This window comes from Imhoffiella purpurea (assembly GCF_000585215.1).
GTDB classification, from domain to species: domain Bacteria; phylum Pseudomonadota; class Gammaproteobacteria; order Chromatiales; family Chromatiaceae; genus Imhoffiella; species Imhoffiella purpurea.
In genome coordinates this window covers 26839-39610 of the sequence record NZ_AONC01000017.1, presented here as the reverse complement: position 1 = coordinate 39610, position 12772 = coordinate 26839, and the positions used below count along the sequence as shown (strand labels likewise).

12 protein-coding genes are annotated in these 12772 nt (G+C 65.7%); 5 read left to right on the top strand and 7 right to left on the bottom strand.

Annotation, left to right across the window (positions count from 1 at the left end; genetic code table 11):
• Positions 1 to 2: 2 nt before the first annotated feature.
• The 4 genes from D779_RS06265 (at position 3) to D779_RS06250 (ending at position 3497) form a co-directional block, all read left to right on the top strand.
• Positions 3 to 1043, top strand: a complete 1041-nt coding sequence (locus D779_RS06265; RefSeq protein ID WP_043751164.1) for a phytoene/squalene synthase family protein — start codon at positions 3 to 5, stop codon at positions 1041 to 1043.
• A 276-nt stretch (positions 1044 to 1319) separates the two neighbouring features.
• Positions 1320 to 2753, top strand: a complete 1434-nt coding sequence (locus D779_RS06260) for an MBL fold metallo-hydrolase RNA specificity domain-containing protein (RefSeq protein ID WP_232424087.1) — start codon at positions 1320 to 1322, stop codon at positions 2751 to 2753.
• Between the two features lie 242 nt (positions 2754 to 2995).
• On the top strand, positions 2996 to 3235 hold the full coding sequence (locus D779_RS06255) for a ParD-like family protein (protein WP_043751157.1): 240 nt from the start codon (positions 2996 to 2998) through the stop codon (positions 3233 to 3235).
• On the top strand, positions 3228 to 3497 hold the full coding sequence (locus tag D779_RS06250; protein ID WP_043751155.1) for a type II toxin-antitoxin system RelE/ParE family toxin: 270 nt from the start codon (positions 3228 to 3230) through the stop codon (positions 3495 to 3497). The genes D779_RS06255 and D779_RS06250 overlap by 8 nt, the downstream gene beginning before the upstream one ends.
• A gap of 178 nt (positions 3498 to 3675) precedes the next feature.
• Here the strand turns inward: D779_RS06250 and gmd are convergent, their stop codons facing one another.
• The 7 genes from gmd to D779_RS06215 all read right to left on the bottom strand — a co-directional run bounded on the left by gmd (position 3676) and on the right by D779_RS06215 (position 11282).
• The gene (gene gmd, locus D779_RS06245) at positions 3676 to 4761 is read right to left on the bottom strand and encodes a GDP-mannose 4,6-dehydratase (RefSeq protein WP_043751153.1); all 1086 of its coding nucleotides are present in this window, start codon (positions 4759 to 4761) and stop codon (positions 3676 to 3678) included.
• Positions 4758 to 5759, bottom strand: coding sequence for a GDP-L-fucose synthase (gene fcl, locus D779_RS06240; RefSeq protein WP_052347883.1), 1002 nt, complete (start codon positions 5757 to 5759; stop codon positions 4758 to 4760). The genes gmd and fcl overlap by 4 nt, the downstream gene beginning before the upstream one ends.
• 113 nt (positions 5760 to 5872) lie before the next feature.
• Entirely contained in the window at positions 5873 to 6757 is an 885-nt protein-coding gene (locus D779_RS06235) for an Rpn family recombination-promoting nuclease/putative transposase (protein ID WP_043751223.1), read from the bottom strand.
• A gap of 226 nt (positions 6758 to 6983) precedes the next feature.
• The gene (locus D779_RS06230; protein WP_043751151.1) at positions 6984 to 8471 is read right to left on the bottom strand and encodes a metallophosphoesterase; all 1488 of its coding nucleotides are present in this window, start codon (positions 8469 to 8471) and stop codon (positions 6984 to 6986) included.
• Positions 8443 to 9156, bottom strand: coding sequence for an ATP-binding cassette domain-containing protein (locus D779_RS06225; protein WP_232424086.1), 714 nt, complete (start codon positions 9154 to 9156; stop codon positions 8443 to 8445). The genes D779_RS06230 and D779_RS06225 overlap by 29 nt, the downstream gene beginning before the upstream one ends.
• Positions 9157 to 9265: 109 nt before the next feature.
• A complete protein-coding gene (locus D779_RS06220; protein WP_043751147.1) occupies positions 9266 to 10531 on the bottom strand; it encodes an inorganic phosphate transporter in 1266 nt (421 codons plus the stop codon).
• 70 nt (positions 10532 to 10601) lie between these two features.
• Complete coding sequence (locus D779_RS06215) at positions 10602 to 11282, bottom strand: TIGR00153 family protein (RefSeq protein ID WP_043751145.1); 681 nt, start codon at positions 11280 to 11282, stop codon at positions 10602 to 10604.
• A 125-nt stretch (positions 11283 to 11407) separates the two neighbouring features.
• On the opposite strand from D779_RS06215, the gene D779_RS06210 reads away from it, so the two are divergent.
• Positions 11408 to 12763 (top strand): methyl-accepting chemotaxis protein, encoded by a 1356-nt coding sequence (locus tag D779_RS06210; protein ID WP_157726335.1) that lies wholly within the window; start codon positions 11408 to 11410, stop codon positions 12761 to 12763.
• The last annotated feature ends 9 nt before the right edge of the window (positions 12764 to 12772 follow it).

The window sequence follows — 12772 nt, the reverse complement described above, 5'->3', positions numbered from 1 at the left end:
ACATGAAGAAGAAACATGCCTCGGCGGCGGATATCACCGCCTGCCGCGATCTGCTGCGCTGCGGATCGCGTTCCTTCTATGCCGCCTCATTCCTCCTTCCCCAGCGTTTCCGCGATCCGGCGATGGCGCTCTATGCCTTCTGCCGCATCGCCGACGACGCCATCGACTGTGTCGGCGACGATCCGGTGCTGCAGGCCGACGCGCTCGAGATGCTCTACGACCGGCTCGACCGCATCTATGCCGGCCAGCCGATCGACGATCCGGCCGACCGCGCCCTGGCCGACGTGGTGGTCGAGTTCGCCATGCCCAAGCGCCTGCTCGAAGCACTGCTCGAGGGCTTCGAGTGGGATGCCCAGGGACGCCGCTACGAAACCATCTCGGGCGTCTACGACTATTCGGCGCGCGTCGCCGGCACCGTCGGCGCCATGATGGCCGCCCTCATGGGCGCCCGCTCCGAGGAACTGGTCGCCCGGGCCTGCGATCTGGGCGTCGCCATGCAGATCACCAACATCTGCCGCGACGTTGGCGAGGATGCCCGCAACGGTCGCATCTATCTGCCGCTCGCGTGGATGCGCGAGGCCGGCATCGATCCCGAGGCATGGTTGAAGGAACCGGTCTTCAACGATGCCCTGGCATCGGTGATCCAGCGCATGCTCGATACCGCCGATAGGCTCTACCAGCGCTCGGATGCCGGCATCGCCGGTCTGCCGATGGGCTGCCGGGCCGGCATCAACGCCGCGCGCTATCTCTACTCCGAGATCGGCCGTCAGCTCGAGCGCCAGGGGCTGGACTCCATCAGCCGGCGCGCGATCGTGCCGCCCCAGCGCAAGCTGCAGCTCATCGGTTCCATCCTCGGGCGGGCCGTGCTCACCTCGCGCCAGATCTCGGCACCTCCATTGGAAGAGACCCGCTTCCTGGTCGACGCCGTGGTCGCCGCGACCCCGAGGCACAGCACCCCAAGCGGTGTCGGCGAGCGCGTCATGTGGGTGCTGGAACTCTTCGAGACCCTCGAAGAGCGCGAGCGGGCGCTGGAGGCCCGCTGAGGCCCAACCTGCACCAGTCGCCGTAGGGCGCAATAGCGAAGCGTATTGCGCCGAACGGCAGGCAACTCCAACTCGGGCAAGGGATCTGCCAGTGTGTCCCGTACCGCTTAACACGTCTCGCGGATGTCTCGCCAACCGCATGCGGCGCAATACGCTGGCGCTATTGCGCCCTACGGGGCTGCCAGTGTGTCGCAAGCCGCTTGACCCGAATCTTGGGCGCCCCCTTCGCATGCGGCGCAATACGCTAGCGCTATTGCGCCCTACGGGGCTTCTGCGATGATGGGGCGGCACCAGCCCGAGATCCTCCATCACGGCGCGGTCGACGGCGTCACCGGCTCCTGTCACGAGCTTCGGCTCGGCGACGGGCGTTCGGTCCTCGTCGACTGCGGGCTCTTCCAGGGTGCCGAGAGGTCCGGCTCCGGCGCCGGGGTCGAGCGTCTGCAGTTCATCCAGCCGGTCGATCACATCCAGGCCCTGATCGTCACCCACGTCCATATCGATCACGTCGGCCGCATCCCTTATCTCCTGGCCGCCGGTTTCCGGGGACCCATCGTCTGCAGCGAGGCATCCGCCGAGCTGCTGCCCATGGTCATCGCCGACGCGCTCAAGGTCGGCGTGACGCGAGACGCGCGGCTCATCCAGGGCGTCATCCACTTGCTGCGCGAACGCACGGTCGCCATCCCCTACGGTCAGTGGCACCGCGTCCTCGAGGGCGAGACCGGCCTCTCCATCCGGCTCCAGCCCGCCGGACACATCCTCGGATCCGCCTATGTCGAATGCGATCTTCGCACGCCGGACGACCGGTTTCGCATCCTCTTCTCGGGCGATCTCGGAGCGCCTTGGACACCGCTGCTGCCGTCGCCCAAATCGCCCTATCGGGCCGATTGCGTCGTGCTCGAGAGCACCTATGGAGACCGGCTCCACGAAAGCCGGCGCGATCGCCACGAGCGACTGCGCGCCATCGTGGAGCACGCCTTCGAGAACGGCGGCACACTCCTGATCCCCGCCTTCAGTATCGGCCGGACCCAGGAGCTGCTCTACGAGCTGGAGGCCATCATCCACGCCAATCCGCGACGTCCTCTGGCCGACGGGCGCGTCTGGGGGGAGGTCGAGGTCATCCTCGATTCGCCGCTCGCCGCCGATTTCACCGCCGGCTATCGGCGGCTACGCGACCACTGGGACCGCGAGGCCAAGCGTCGTCTGCGCGCCGGCCGCCATCCGCTCGACTTCGAGCAGCTGCTCACCATCGAGGATCACGACACCCATCTGCGTACCGTCGAGTATCTGGCCCGAACCGGGCGAGCCGCGATCCTGATCGCCGCGAGCGGCATGTGCGCCGGCGGGCGTATCCTTAACTATCTGAAGGCCATGCTCGGCGATCCACGCCACGACGTCCTCTTCGTCGGCTACCAGGCGGCCGGAACGCCCGGACGCATCATCCAGCGCTACGGACCGGGCGGCGGCTATGTCGACCTGGACGGCCGCCGCTACGACATCCGCTGCGGCGTCCATACCCTGAGCGGCTATTCGGCCCACGCCGATCAGAAGGATCTCGTCAACTTCATCCGCCGCATGCGCATCGGACCCAGGCGCATCCTGCTCGTGCATGGAGAAGAGCACGCCAAGATCGCCCTGCGGGATGCGCTGACCGAGGCCGTTCCCGGCGCCGAGGTCATGCTGGCCGGATCGGTATCGCGCATCACGCCATAGACCGTCAGGCCGCTCTCCCTGTAGGTGCGGGATCAGCCGCATGGCCGCCGAACTCGACCGATCCGCAGAGGCGTCAGCCAGCGCCGACGTTGGCAGCCCTCGATCGCCGCAAGCTATGCGGCCTCGCCCGACCCGGATTGGTGACTGCTTGCTGGATTGCATGACTTGACGCCCATCTCCATTGCGGCGTGCCGTCCCCCAATCTAGACTACAAAAGTAGTAACCTTTTGGGAGTTAAAGACATGGGCATGCCAGTACGCATTGACGAATCCCTCTACGAGGACGCCAAGTGCCACGCCAAAGCGGAGTCTCGGACCATCGCCGGTCAGATCGAGTTTTGGGCTAAGCTCGGCAAGGCTGCGCTGGACAATCCGGATTTACCCGTCGATTTCGTGCGCGATCTCCTTATCTCGCGTGCTGAGCCGCGCGATCACGCAACCCCCTTTATTCCTGAAGGGATTCGATCAGACAGCCATGATTGAGGTCTGCCAGTCGAATGGCTTCCGCCGCGCCTACAAGCGTCTGAATCCGAATCAGAAGGCGGATGTGGACGATGCTGTTTCGGCCATCGTGCAAGATCCAACGCAGGGCGAAGCAAAGAGAGGCGATCTCGCCGGCGTGTTTGTCTACAAATTTCAGTGTGTCGGCAGCCGCTTTTTGCTTGCCTACGAGTACGACCCCCAGACACGGAGGCTGCTGTTAGTTGGCGCGCATGAGAATTTCTATCGGGATCTGAAACGCTAAATGTTCCGGCAATTCCGAAGAATGAAACTCTAAGAAATTCAGTGCCCTATACCTGGAGCTCGGAACTGCGGCTGCGGAGCCGTAAACTCAGCTCACGCCGTTTCTCGAAGGTCCGCTATACCGAAGGCCGCTATACCTGGGGATAGGAATTGCTCATGGTCGATTCCTCTTTTCCATCTTACTCATTGTGTTGCAAGGTGGAGAAGCCCTCGCGTTTGCACAGCTGATCGCGCTGGGCCTCGGTCATGTCCTCGCGCATCATCTCCCCGACCAGCTCGCCGAAGCCGACCTGAGGGGTCCAGCCGAGCTTTTCGCGGGCCTTGGTGGGGTCTCCGAGCAGGGTCTCGACCTCGGTGGGGCGGAAGTAGCGGGGATCGACGGCGACGATGCAGGCATCGGTGTCCCGGTCGTAGCCCTTCTCGTCCACGCCTCGGCCTTCCCAGCGGATGCGGATGCCGATCTCCCGTGCGGCCACCTCGACGAATTCGCGCACGCTGTGCTGTTCGCCGGTGGCGATGACGTAATCCTCGGGGGCGTCCTGCTGAAGCATGAGCCACTGCATGCGTACATAGTCGCGGGCATGGCCCCAGTCGCGTTTGGCGTCCAGGTTGCCGAGATAGAGCCGCTCCTGCAGTCCGAGCCTGATGCGGGCGAGTGCGCGGGTGATCTTGCGGGTGACGAAGGTCTCGCCCCGAATCGGGCTCTCGTGATTGAAGAGGATGCCATTGCAGGCGTAGATGCCGTAGGCCTCGCGGTAGTTGACGGCGATCCAGTAGGCGTAGAGTTTGGCGACGGCGTAGGGCGAGCGCGGATAGAAGGGGGTGGTCTCGCGCTGGGGGGTCTCCTGGACCAGCCCGAAGAGTTCGGAGGTGGATGCCTGGTAGAAGCGGGTCTTGCGTTCCAGGCCCAGGATGCGGATGGCCTCCAGCAGGCGCAGTGGACCGAGCGCGTCCGAGTTGGCGGTGTATTCGGGCTCCTCGAAGGAGACCGCCACATGGCTCTGGGCCGCCAGGTTGTAGATCTCGTCCGGCTGGACCAGCTGGATGATGCGGATCAGGCTCGATGAGTCCGTCATGTCGCCGTGATGCAGGACGAAGTGCCGGTTCGGGGCATGCGGATCCTGATAGAGATGGTCGATGCGGTCGGTATTGAAGAGGGAGGAGCGGCGCTTGATGCCGTGGACTTCGTAGCCCTTCTCGAGCAGCAGTTCGGACAGATAGGCGCCGTCCTGTCCGGTGACGCCGGTGATCAATGCCTTCTTCATGCTCCGCTCCGGATCGTCTGGCGGTTGTCGAGGAACCAGCCGTAGGTTTGGCTCAGCCCTTCGCGCAGTCCGATCCCGGCCCGCCAGCCCAGTGTTTCGAGGCGCGAGACGTCCAGCAGCTTGCGGGGCATGCCGTCGGGCTTGGTGCTGTCGTACTTCAGAGCCCCCTCGAAGCCGACGATCTCGGCCATGGTCTCGGCCAGCTCGCGGATGCTGACATCGGTTCCGACCCCGATGTTGATGTGCGAAAGCATGGGGCTGGTATGGGCCCGGAGCGTCTCCAGGGGCAGTTCCATGACGTGCAGACAGGCCTCGGCCATGTCGTCGACGTGGAGGAACTCGCGGCGCGGGGTGCCGGTGCCCCAGATCTCGACGCTGGGCGCGCGATTCTCCTTGGCCTCGTGCAGCTTGCGCATCAGGGCGGGGATGACGTGGCTGTTCTCCAGGTCGAAATTGTCGCCGGGACCGTAGAGGTTGGTCGGCATGACGCTGCGAAAATCCGTGCCGTACTGGCGGTTGTAGGATTCGCAGAGCTTGATGCCGGCGATCTTGGCGATGGCATAGGGCTCGTTGGTCTGCTCCAGGACGCCGGTGAGCAGCGCCTCCTCGCTCATGGGCTGGGGCGCCAGACGCGGATAGATGCAGGAGCTGCCGAGCAGCAGCAGTCGCTCGACGCCCGAACGGTAGGCCGCGTGGATGACGTTGGCCTCCATCATCAGGTTCTGGTAGATGAACTCGGCCGGGTAGCGATCGTTGGCCCAGATGCCGCCGACCTTGGCGGCGGCCAGGATCACGGAGTCCGGTCGCTCGGTCGCGAAGAATCGGTCGACGGCGGCTTGGTCGGTGAGGTCCAGCTCGCGATGGGTGCGCAGGATCGGATCCGCGTCCGCTCTGAGTTCCAGTCGGCGGCGAATGGCCGATCCGACCATGCCGCGATGACCGGCGAGGAAGATCCTGCCGTGGATCGCCGTGGGAGGGGTGTGCGGTGATTGAGCCATGTCTTACATGATTCCCTGGCGGCGGTTCGGGGCGAACCTGGTTATCGAGCTGGAGTGCGTGAGCGAACGGCCGTTCGGCCTCAGCGAAAAATGGTCTCGATTCCGAAAATCGTTCAGATCGCATCGGCCTCGTTGGCGTGCAACGCTTCGACCTGCGCAAGCGTCAGTCCAGTGGCCTGTGCGATCTGAAGATCGCTCAGGCCGCCAATGCGAATGAGGTTACGGGCCGTGTTTCTGATCGCTTCGCGCCCTTCCTCACGCCCTTCTTCGCGTCCTTCTTCGCGCGCATCCGACAGCAGGCTGGCTTCATCGCTCAGCGCCTTGGCACGCGCCTCGGCCCAGTAGCGGGCCTCTTCGTCGGCGCTCAGCTCTCGCAGCTTCTCGAAGGCCCGCTGTACCGGTGGATAGGGGTTGCTCATGGTCGATTCCTCCCGCCAATGTTCGAAGTAGGCGATCCAGGCCGACAGGCGCTCGGGCAGCTGTCCGAGCCGGTCGGCCTTGCGCAGCTCGATGATGTTCAATTGCAGCTCGCGTCCGAGACGCACCTCGGGGCGCTCGCGGTCGCGCATCTCGAAGCACCAGAGTGCCTGGTCAGCCTGATCCGGCGCCTCGAACAGGGTGAAGTCGAGCAGATGGATTCCGATCACGGGCTTGAGACGCCGATACTCCGCGCCCGCATCGAGCTGCTCGCTCAGCAGCCGCGCCAGATAGAGGATGCCGCGCCCGCTCCAGTGCGCGAAGCGTCTGACCTGCATCTCGATATTGTAGCGCTGACCGTGCTCGTCGATGGCGCGTAGGTCGAGGATCAGCGACTTGCCGCTGAGCCGCTCGGGCGTGAGGCGGGGGTTGAGCAGACTGATCTCGACGATCGGCACCTCGTCGCTGCGCACCACGTTGATCAGGTCGACGAGCAGTTCGGGCTCTTCGGAGAATACGCGGAAGAAGACGTAGTCGTTCTTGGGGTCGAGCAGGTTGGCGCTGGCGAGAGGGTCGGGCATGCAGGGATCCGGTGCGATGAGAACGAAAAACGCACTCATGATACCCGCTGACGTCCGGATCAGGCCGCAGGCATTTCATCTCGAATGTGGCTTTTCAAGACCTGGTCCCGGGTTTTCGTTTCAAGACCTGGTCCCGGGTTTTCGGGCATCGTTGGATTGCGTTGTCATGGATCCAGAATATCGTCGTCCCGGATCGGGCGCACGGCCATCTGGGTTCGGATGGCGCCTAGATTCCTGTCGATGGCGCGGGCCGTCCCGAGCGTACATGCCGGTTGTAGACCGCCAGCATCGGTTCGCTCGGATAGGCGAGCGGCAGCAGCTGTTTCCCCGTGCGGGTGATGACTCCGACCCATTGCGGATGGGCGCCGTAGAGCACGTGGTGATTGGGGATGCCGCCGACGTTGGTCCAGCAGGTGCCTTCCCCGGATAGCGGCGTGTGGCCGACGATGACGGGCGTGCTGGGCTTGACGCCGAGCCGTTTGCGCAGCCGCGCGAGGTCGCTGGTGCCGTAACCGCTGGGCGAGTTGGAGCGGCGCAGCCGGACGTGGGTGAGCTGGTGGGCGAGTTTGGGGTGCTGGCGGATGTCGCGCAGCGATTCCCAACTGATCTTGGCGGTGGGCGGGCCGGCGTGACAGGCGAGGTATCCGGCCGAGGCGGCGACGTAGGGCAGCTGGTCGTAGTAGCGCTGCATGGCCTCCTTGTACCTGAGTCCGCGCCGGTCGTGGAGCGCCTGTTCCCACAGCAGTCCCTGGGGGATGCCGGCCTTGCTCAGGTCCTCCGAGAAGCTGTCGTGATTGCCGCGCAGATAGAAGACCCGTTCGGGAAAGCGCAGCTTGAGACGGAAGATGAGGTCCATCATCAGCATGGAGCCGTCCATCTCGCCCTCTTCGCCGGGGGCGTCCGGCTGGACCGCGTCGCCGAGCAGGATGAGCAGGCCGCTGCCGTCCAGCAGGGCCTCCAGGAAGCCGTTCTGGGTCAGCACCACCAGCAGATTGTCGATGCGGGCATGCAGGTCGCCGACGAAGATGGGGCGCGGCCGGTCGGGCAGCGCCAGCAGGCCGCCGGGACGGCCGTGCTCGTCCAGCACCCGGTAGGGCTCGTGCGCCATGAGTGCGTTGACCCGCTCGATCAGATCCAGCGCCTCGGAGCGGCTGGGTGGCTCGATGGGGCCGCCCAGGACCTCGCGGAGCCGGCCGAGCTTGTCGAGGCGCCACTGGGCCATGCGCTGGATCTGGTCGCGGTCCGTGAGCGGGGCGACGCAGACCGCGCCATCGGTCGATTTGTTCTTGAGCGCCAGCCCCTTGGCCGAGAGCTTGAGGCGCAGGTGCGCGTCCGCGACCACCTTGGGATAGCGCAGCAGCAGACGCTGCACCGGATCCTCGCGTCCGAGCGTGAGCGACTCGCCCTGCTCGAGGCGGAGAAAGCCGCTGATGTCGTGGAAGTAGCTGGTCGGATCGACCAGCAGATAGTCGCCCCGGTGGCCGAGCTCGCCGTCCCGGCCGAAGCGCAGCTCGGGATAGAGATGGAGCCGGTAGCCTTCCTCGCCGCCGAGCTGGATCTGCAGCGGCAGCGCGGGAGGCGGGACCCGAACCTTCTCCCCGGTGATGCTCAAGGCATCCTCGATATCCACGTCCTCGCAGGCGTCCATGCCCTGAACCACGTCGCGAAAGCGTTTGAGAAAGCTCTTACGTGAGATGTGGTTCGGTTGCGCCATGGTCGTCGATCCGCTGCGGGGGATCCTCAGCCCGTTCTCGAAGATGGACGATCATACCCTGTCGGTGGAAATGGAGTGCGACCTGGGCATAGAGCCGAACCTGGGCGGCGATCTGCCCTGCGTCGATGCGCCGGTCGATGGGGTGGGTGCCGAGCCGTGCGCGTTCGGTGCGGTCGGCGACGATGGCCGGCGGGGGCGGCAGCAGGAATTCGAAGACGAAGCGGTGACGCCAGTCGGCAGAGTAGAAACGACGTTTGCGCGGCGGCAGGAGGATGCGGGTCCTGTCGAGCCGGAGCCGGCGCCAATCGCGCAGCCAGGCCTCGTCGAACAGCGAGAGCGCCTCCCGATGTCCCTCGAAGGGGAGGCCCAGATGGATCTCGCGCGGGCGGAAGGCCAGCGATTTGGCTCGCCACCAGCCGTTGAGACTGATGTCGATGTAGCCCTCCTCGGGCCATCCGCCGAGATGGCGGATGAGCGTCGACTTGCCCGAGCCGGGCGGGCCGGTCACAAGAATCTGACCGAAATGCTCCTCCCTGGCGAGCGCCACCCCGCGAGTCCACCAGAGGTCCTCGATCGGGACCAGATGGAGGTAGGGGTAGGTGTCGTCCAGGTCGGGCATCGGGGGAGAGAGCTTCCAGCCGCCAGCTATCAGCCGCCAGCCGCCGTTGTGCGGGCGTTCACCCAAGTCGCTGAGGTCGTGCTGCGCGGATGAATGGACATGGGTGTGATCCTATGCCTGGGATGGCGGTTCTGTCTTGGCTTGGACACGAGAGCTGGAGGCTGGCAGCTGTCCCTCACCCGAAGATCGTCTTGAAAAGATAGAAGAAGAGCGCGGCGAGCACGGCGCCTGCGGGCAGCGTGATGATCCAGGACAGCACGATGTTGCCGATGACGCGCAGATCGAGCGCGGCGATCCCGCGCGAGAGTCCGACCCCCATGACGGCGCCGACGGCGATATGGGTGGTGGAGACCGGCAGTCCGGTCTTGGAGGCGAGGACCACCACGGCGGCGGCGGCGAGGGTGGCGGAGAATCCGCGCGTGGGCGTGAGCTCGGTGATCTTGGTGCCGATGGTCTGCATGACGCGGTAGCCCATGGTGGCGAGCCCGACGACGATGCCGATCCCTCCGAGCACCAGGATCCACAAGGGCAGCCGGGCCTCGGCGGCGACCGCGCCGCCGTTCTCGATCACCGAGACGACCGCGGCCATGGGGCCGATGCCGTTGGCGACGTCGTTGGAGCCGTGGGCGAAGGCCATGGCGCAGGCGGTGAAGATCATCATTGGGGTGAAGACCTTCTCGACGCTGGCGAAATGGAAGTTGCGGTCGGCCGCCGGGTCCATCTGCACCCGGTCGATCAGGATCTTGCCGATAACGGCCGTGACCAGGCCGATGGCGGTGGCGATGCCGAGGCTTTGCAGCGAGGAGAAATGCAGGTCGAGATGCTTGAGTCCCTTGAAGAGCGAGACCAGGCTGACGATCCAGCCGACCAGGAAGACGTAGACGGGTCCCCAGCGCTTGGCCTGGCGGAAGGGATCCTCGGCATTGAGGATGAGATGGCGGATGCTGAGCATCACCAGGAGCGCGACGGCCCCGCCGAGCACGGGCGAGACGACCCAGCTGGCGACGATCTGGCCGATCATGTCCCAGTGCACCGAGTCGAACCCGATTCCGGCCACGGCGAAGCCGACGATGGCGCCGACGATGGAGTGGGTGGTCGAGACCGGCCAGCCGCGCGCCGAGGCGATCATGAGCCAGATGGCCGCGGCCAGCAGCGCGGCGAGCATGCCGTAGACGAGCATCTCGGGGTGCCCGGCCATGCTGGCGCTGTCGATGATGCCGCTGCGGATGGTCGAGGTGACGTTGCCGCCGGCGATGAAGGCGCCGGCGAACTCGCAGATGGCGGCGATCAGGATGGCCTGACGCACGCTGATGGCGCCCGAGCCGACCGAGGTGCCCATGGCGTTGGCGACGTCGTTGGCGCCGATGCCCCAGGTCATGTAGAGGCCGAACAGAATGGCGAGGATGAGGAAGACGGATCCCCATTCGGTGATGATGTCCACGGTATCTCCGGAAAGCGACTGAATCGGACGGGAAGGGGTGAAAATCGGTGGGCGGGCCGCCCGGGGCCGCCTAGCGCGCGATCAGCAGTACCAGCTGATCCCCGGCCTTTTCGGCGTCGTCGGCCAGCTGTCCGATCCATTGCACCAGTTGATAGAGAAAGACGACCGTGACCGGCTCGAGCCCGTCTTCGAGCTGGAACAGGGTGCGGGCGAGTCCGATGGTGAGGGTCTCGGCCCGCTGTCCGGATTGGCGGAGCCGCTCGGCCATCTGTTCGACCCGGTTCGCCTCCGGTCCGCGGAATCCGGTCTCGACCAGCTCGTCGAGCTCGTCGATGATGCCCATGGCCTCTTGGCAGGCGCCGGTGCTGGTCGCGACCAGATCGCGCAGCCCGTCGCGCATCGGCGCCGGAATCGGCATCGGGCGCTGCAGCAGCAGGCCGGCGATGTCGTTGGCGGTGTCGGCGATCAGGTCCTGGCGGTCGAGCAGGTCGAGCAGATCGCGGCGGTCGACCGGCATGAATAGACCGCGCGGCAGCTGTTGGCGGATCTGATGCTTGAGCGCGTCGGCACTTCGCTCCAGATCCTTGATCTCGCCGCCGATCTCCGTCAGCCGCTCGCCGTCGGCCTCGATCGCGGCATCGAACAGGGGCGGCAGCCGGTCGATGCAGTCGGTGACGAGCCGCATGTGCTGCTGCATGGGTTTGAAGGGCGATCGGCCGAACAGGGCGGCAATCGGGTTGGTGGACTTCATGGACGCTGAGACCTCTTTGACGCGGTTGATCCGGTTGGCGCACTCTTCGTGGCGGTGGCCTGTCGGATGGGCGCCATATTGTCAAAAAACGATCAGGAGATCGTCATCTTTTTCGGGGGGCGGCCGTGAATCGATTGGCCAGCCGGCTGCGCGTCGGCGAGAAGATCGGGATCGGGTTCGGTGTGGTGGCGTTGGTCTTCCTCGGTGTCGTCTGGCACGACCAGCTGGCGCTGCGGGCGCTGATCGAGGATTACCGCTATCTGAGCGGGGTGGTGGGCGCGCGCCAGACTCAGTCCTTCGTCATCGAGAGCCGGCTCGCCGCCATGCGCGAGGCGGCCGAGCGCTTTCTCGTCAGCCGCGATTCGCTGCTTCCGGACCGGGTTCGCGCCGAGGGCGCCGAGCTGGGTGCCGCATTGGCCGAACTGGGCGGAATCGATACGGTGTCGGTCCGCACGGTCGATCTGTTGAGCGGACTGACGCGCGATTTCCTCGATCGCTTCTCCCGGATCGAGGCCGCCTGGCGGCTCAAGGGATTCGACGAGAACTCGGGTCTGCAGGGGGCGTTCCGGGACACCGCGCACGAGCTGGAGCAGCGCGCGGTCCGCGAGCTGCCGCAGCTGCAGAGCCAGGTGCTGCAGCTGCGCCGGCGCGAGAAGGACTATCTGTTGCGGGGCGACGACGAATACGTGCGGATGGTGGAGGGCATCGCGGCTGCGCTTATCATCTCGATCGACGCCTCCCCTCTGGCGCCCGAGGCGCGCGCCCGGCTGGCGGATCTGGTTCGCGATTACGGTCGGAACTTCGCCGCGCTGGTGGAGCAGGATCGGCTGATCGCCGGTCTGACCGAGGAGATGGACCGGGCGGCGGATCGGATCGGGCCGCTGGTCGAGCGGAATCTGGCCGAGGCCGAAGCGTTCATGGACCGAAGCTCGGCCCGGTTCGACGCGCTATCCGCCGAGCGTGCTCGCCTGGCCCTGTCGGTCGCGGTCGGTGCGACTCTGTTCGGTCTGGTCTTCGCGGTCCTGGTGACGGGCCGCATTGTGCGTCCCGTGCGCCGCATGGCGGAGCTGCTGGATCGGATGACCCACGAGAATCCGGCCGAACGGGTTCAGGCCCCGGCCGATCCGCGCGACGAGATCATGGCCATGGCCGTCTCGCTGAACACCCTGGCCGATCACAAGGCGACCTTTCATCACTGGTGGCGCGATTCCATGCGTGAGGCGATCGCCTTGCGCGATGCCCACCTGGCCGGCTCCCGGATCGAGCGCGAGGAGGCGCTGACCGAGCTGCGGGCCGCGCTCGGCGGCAAGATCCACACCCTCGAATCGCTGAGGTCGGTGCTGCAGCGCGAGTGCGATCGCATGCTGGAGGCCGCCGAGCGGCTGGGTCGCGATCGTCCCCAATCCTCCGAGGATGTCCTGACGCTGCGTCGCGCTGCCGGGACCCTGCGCGAATTGCTCGAGGTCTTGAAGTCCGGTTGATCTGGCTCG

Coding starts and splice junctions, on each gene's coding strand:
- D779_RS06265 (WP_043751164.1), top strand. CDS start 3: ATGAAGAAGAAACATGCCTCGGCGGCGGATATCACCGCCTGCCGCGAT.
- gmd (WP_043751153.1), bottom strand. CDS start 4,761: ATGAAGAAGGCATTGATCACCGGCGTCACCGGACAGGACGGCGCCTAT.
- D779_RS06215 (WP_043751145.1), bottom strand. CDS start 11,282: ATGAAGTCCACCAACCCGATTGCCGCCCTGTTCGGCCGATCGCCCTTC.
- D779_RS06230 (WP_043751151.1), bottom strand. CDS start 8,471: ATGGCGCAACCGAACCACATCTCACGTAAGAGCTTTCTCAAACGCTTT.
- D779_RS06250 (WP_043751155.1), top strand. CDS start 3,228: ATGATTGAGGTCTGCCAGTCGAATGGCTTCCGCCGCGCCTACAAGCGT.
- D779_RS06255 (WP_043751157.1), top strand. CDS start 2,996: ATGGGCATGCCAGTACGCATTGACGAATCCCTCTACGAGGACGCCAAG.
- D779_RS06235 (WP_043751223.1), bottom strand. CDS start 6,757: ATGCCCGACCCTCTCGCCAGCGCCAACCTGCTCGACCCCAAGAACGAC.
- fcl (WP_052347883.1), bottom strand. CDS start 5,759: ATGGCTCAATCACCGCACACCCCTCCCACGGCGATCCACGGCAGGATC.
- D779_RS06260 (WP_232424087.1), top strand. CDS start 1,320: ATGATGGGGCGGCACCAGCCCGAGATCCTCCATCACGGCGCGGTCGAC.